Origin of the sequence: Rhodopseudomonas sp. BR0C11 (assembly GCF_010820945.1) — a bacterium.
Lineage (GTDB): Bacteria > Pseudomonadota > Alphaproteobacteria > Rhizobiales > Xanthobacteraceae > Rhodopseudomonas > Rhodopseudomonas palustris_H.
The window spans coordinates 1-3,511 of the sequence record NZ_QTKI01000460.1; the positions used below are offsets into that span (position 1 = coordinate 1).

3 protein-coding genes are annotated in these 3,511 nt (G+C 66.7%); all 3 read left to right on the forward strand.

Going from position 1 to position 3,511, the window contains the following annotated elements; translation table 11 throughout:
* Positions 1 to 129: 129 nt before the first annotated feature.
* Complete coding sequence (locus DYI24_RS23370) at positions 130 to 1,119, forward strand: cell division protein FtsQ/DivIB (protein WP_107345302.1); 990 nt, start codon at positions 130 to 132, stop codon at positions 1,117 to 1,119.
* The gene (ftsA, locus tag DYI24_RS23375; RefSeq protein ID WP_107345301.1) at positions 1,116 to 2,438 is read left to right on the forward strand and encodes a cell division protein FtsA; all 1,323 of its coding nucleotides are present in this window, start codon (positions 1,116 to 1,118) and stop codon (positions 2,436 to 2,438) included. Before DYI24_RS23370 ends, ftsA begins: the two co-directional genes overlap by 4 nt.
* Before the next feature lie 93 nt (positions 2,439 to 2,531).
* On the forward strand, positions 2,532 to 3,511 hold a 980-nt coding region (gene ftsZ / locus DYI24_RS23380; RefSeq protein WP_164574031.1), incomplete at its 3' end, for a cell division protein FtsZ.

The window sequence follows — 3,511 nt, forward strand, 5'->3', positions numbered from 1 at the left end:
CTCTTTATCCGTTTCGGTTTGCATTTCTGGCAGACGGTCCGGCCCGCAGGGCGGGTCCGGAACCACCGAGACGTCACCTGCGCCATTGCCCGGAGTAGGCGCGGGCGCAACGTGTAACGAGCTTTTGCAATGGACGGTGGAGGGCGCCTCGCCCGGTCGTCAAGACTGTCGAGGCTTCAGTCTGACCTGAAGGCGGTCGCCCACGCGGTGGCTGCGCTGCTGCGCGAACGCCGTTCGCGCAAGAAGCAGGCGCGGCCGCAGCGTTTGGTGCGTCCCGAGCCGTCGCGCGGTGTGATCGCCGTGCTGGAGCGCTGGCTGCCGCGCCGCGTCGGCGTCGCCTTCACCGCGCTGATCCTGCTCGGCAGCGCCGGTATGGGCATCGTCAAGGGCGGTCATGTCGACGAGTTCGTTCAGGCGCTGGACGACACCCGCAACGGCGCCGCCAATCTCGCCGGCTTCCGCATCAAGCAGGTCGCGATCGCCGGCCGCAAGCAGCTCACCCAGGACGAGATCCTGGCGATCGGTGGCATCACCGGCCGGTCGTCGCTGCTGTTTCTCGATGCCGCCGCAGTGCGCGACAAGCTGAAGGCGAACCCGTGGATCGCCGACGCCACCGTGCTGAAGTTCTATCCGGGCGAATTGCAGATCGACATCGTCGAGCGCACTGCGTTCGCGCGCTGGCAGCTCGACGGCCATATGTCGGTGATCGCCGATGATGGCGCGGTGCTCGAGCCATATGTGGCGCGCCGCTTCCTGTCGCTGCCGCTGGTGGTCGGGAAGGGCGCCGGCGAACGAGCCAAGGATTTCATCGCGCTGTTGAAGCGCTATCCGCAGGTGTGGTCGCAGACCCGCGCCGTCGCCCTGGTCGGCGAGCGGCGCTGGAACGTCTGGCTCACCAGCGGTCTCGTCATTCGCATGCCGGAGCACGACGTCGGCAACGCGCTGACGATGCTCAGCCAGCTCGATCAGGACGACAAGCTGTTCTCGCGCGACATCACCGCGATCGATATGCGGCTGCCGGACCGTCTGACGGTGCGGCTGTCGGACGCCGCCTTCAAGGCGCGCGAAGAGCTGTTCAGCAAGGACAAGAAGTCCAAAAAGAAGGCTGGTGACGCGTGACCGTCTTCGATCGTACCCAGACGCCGAAGACACGGCCGATTGCGCCGCATCGCACCGCGATGGTGGCGTCGCTCGATATCGGCACCAGCAAGATCGCCTGCATGATCGCGCGGCTGAAGCCGTGCCCGCCGCAAGAGGCGCTGCGCGGCCGCACCCATTCGATCGAACTCGTCGGCTACAGCCAGATCCAGTCGCGCGGCGTCAAGGCCGGCGCGGTGGTCGACATGGCCGAATGCGAGAAGGCGATCCGCCACGCCGTGGCGCTGGCCGAACGCATGGCCAAGGTGCGGGTGGAGTCGGTGCTGCTGTCGGTCTCCGCCGGCCGGCTGCAGGGCCAGCTGATCGAAGCGACCTCCGACATCAAGGGCGGTGCCGTCACCGCCGAAGACATCAGCCGCGTCACCTCGACCGGCATGCACCACGCCACCGGCATCGGTCGTGCTGTGCTGCACGCGCTGCCGGTCGGCTACACGCTCGACGGCGTAAAAGGCATTCGCGATCCGCGCGGCATGGTGGCGCGCCAGTTCGGCGTCGACATGAACGTCGTCACCACCGACGCCACCGTCGCCAAGAACCTGATGCTCGCGGTCGAGCGCTGCCACCTCAACGTCGAAGCGATGGCGGCGAGCCCGTATGTCGCCGGGCTGTCGATGCTGACCGACGACGAGGTCGATCTCGGCGCCGCGCTGATCGAAATGGGGGCTGGTACCACGACGATCGCGATCTATTCCGGCGGTCGCTTCGTCCATGCCAGCGGATTTGCGGTCGGCGGGCATCACATCACGATGGATCTCGCCCGCGGACTCGGTGCGTGCATTGCGGATGCCGAGCGAATCAAGACGTTATATGGCACGGTGCTAACTGGCGGTTCCGATGCGCGCGAGTTGATGTCGATCCCGGCCGCCGGGGACGAGCGGGATAGCCCGCAAGTGATCTCCCGCGCCACGATCGCGAACATCATCCGGCATCGGGCCGAGGAGATTTTTGAGATGGTCAGGGACCGGCTGGCGGAGTCGCCGTTTGCGGCAGAGCCCCGGGCGCGTGTGGTGCTGAGCGGCGGTGCGTCGCAGCTCACCGGCGTGCCCGAGCTCGCCACGCGGATTCTCGGCCGCTCGGTCCGGGTCGGCCGTCCGCTCGGCGTCGGCCGTCTGCCGAACGAAGCCAAGAGCGGCTCGTTCGCGGTGCCGACTGGCCTTCTGGTCTATCCGCAGTTCGCTCACCTCGAGCACATCGAACCTCGCCACACCCGCCACATCCGGGCCGACGCCCATGCCGGTTACTTCGGCAAAGTCGGCCGCTGGCTGCGCGAGGGCTTCTGATGACTCTTTTCCGCCCCCTTCCGCTTTCACAGATTGCCCAGGCCATTTGCCGGGGACTTCACGAACCAACGCGCGCGTAATCGAGAGGCAACCATGACCATCAATCTCAATGTCCCGGATATTCGCGAGCTGCGGCCCCGGATCACCGTGTTCGGCGTCGGTGGCGCCGGCGGCAACGCGGTCAACAACATGATCACGGCCGGACTGGATGGCGTGGACTTTGTGGTCGCCAACACCGACGCGCAGGCGTTGACGATGTCGAAGGCCCAGCGGCTGATCCAGATGGGCACCCAGGTCACCCAGGGTCTCGGCGCCGGCTCGCAGCCGGACGTCGGCTCGGCCGCCGCGCAGGAAGTCATCGACGAAATCCGCGACCACCTCTCGGGCGCGAACATGGTTTTCGTCACCGCCGGCATGGGCGGCGGCACCGGCACCGGCGCCGCGCCGGTGATCGCCAAGGCCGCGCGCGAGATGGGTATACTGACCGTCGGTGTGGTGACCAAGCCGTTCCACTTCGAAGGCGCGCGCCGGATGCGCACCGCCGAGACCGGCATCACCGAGCTGCATAAAGTCGTCGACACCCTGCTGATCATCCCGAACCAGAACCTGTTCCGGGTGGCCAACGAGAAGACCACCTTCGCCGACGCGTTCGCGATGGCCGACCAAGTGCTGTATTCGGGCGTCGCCTGCATCACCGACCTGATGGTCAAGGAAGGCCTGATCAACCTCGACTTCGCCGACGTCCGCGCCGTGATGAGCGAGATGGGCAAGGCGATGATGGGCACCGGCGAGGCCACCGGTGAGAAGCGCGCGCTGACCGCCGCCGAAGCCGCGATCGCCAATCCGCTGATCGACGATTCCTCGATGAAGGGCGCCCGCGGCCTCTTGATCTCGATCACCGGCGGCAAGGACCTGACGCTGTTCGAAGTCGACGAAGCCGCCACCCGCATCCGCGAGGAAGTCGATCAGGACGCCAACATCATCGTTGGCGCCACCTTCGACGAGAGCCTCGACGGCATCATCCGCGTCTCGGTGGTCGCCACCGGCATCGAGCAGGCGCAGCTGTCGCGCAA

Coding starts and splice junctions, on each gene's coding strand:
- DYI24_RS23370 (WP_107345302.1), top strand. CDS start 130: ATGGACGGTGGAGGGCGCCTCGCCCGGTCGTCAAGACTGTCGAGGCTT.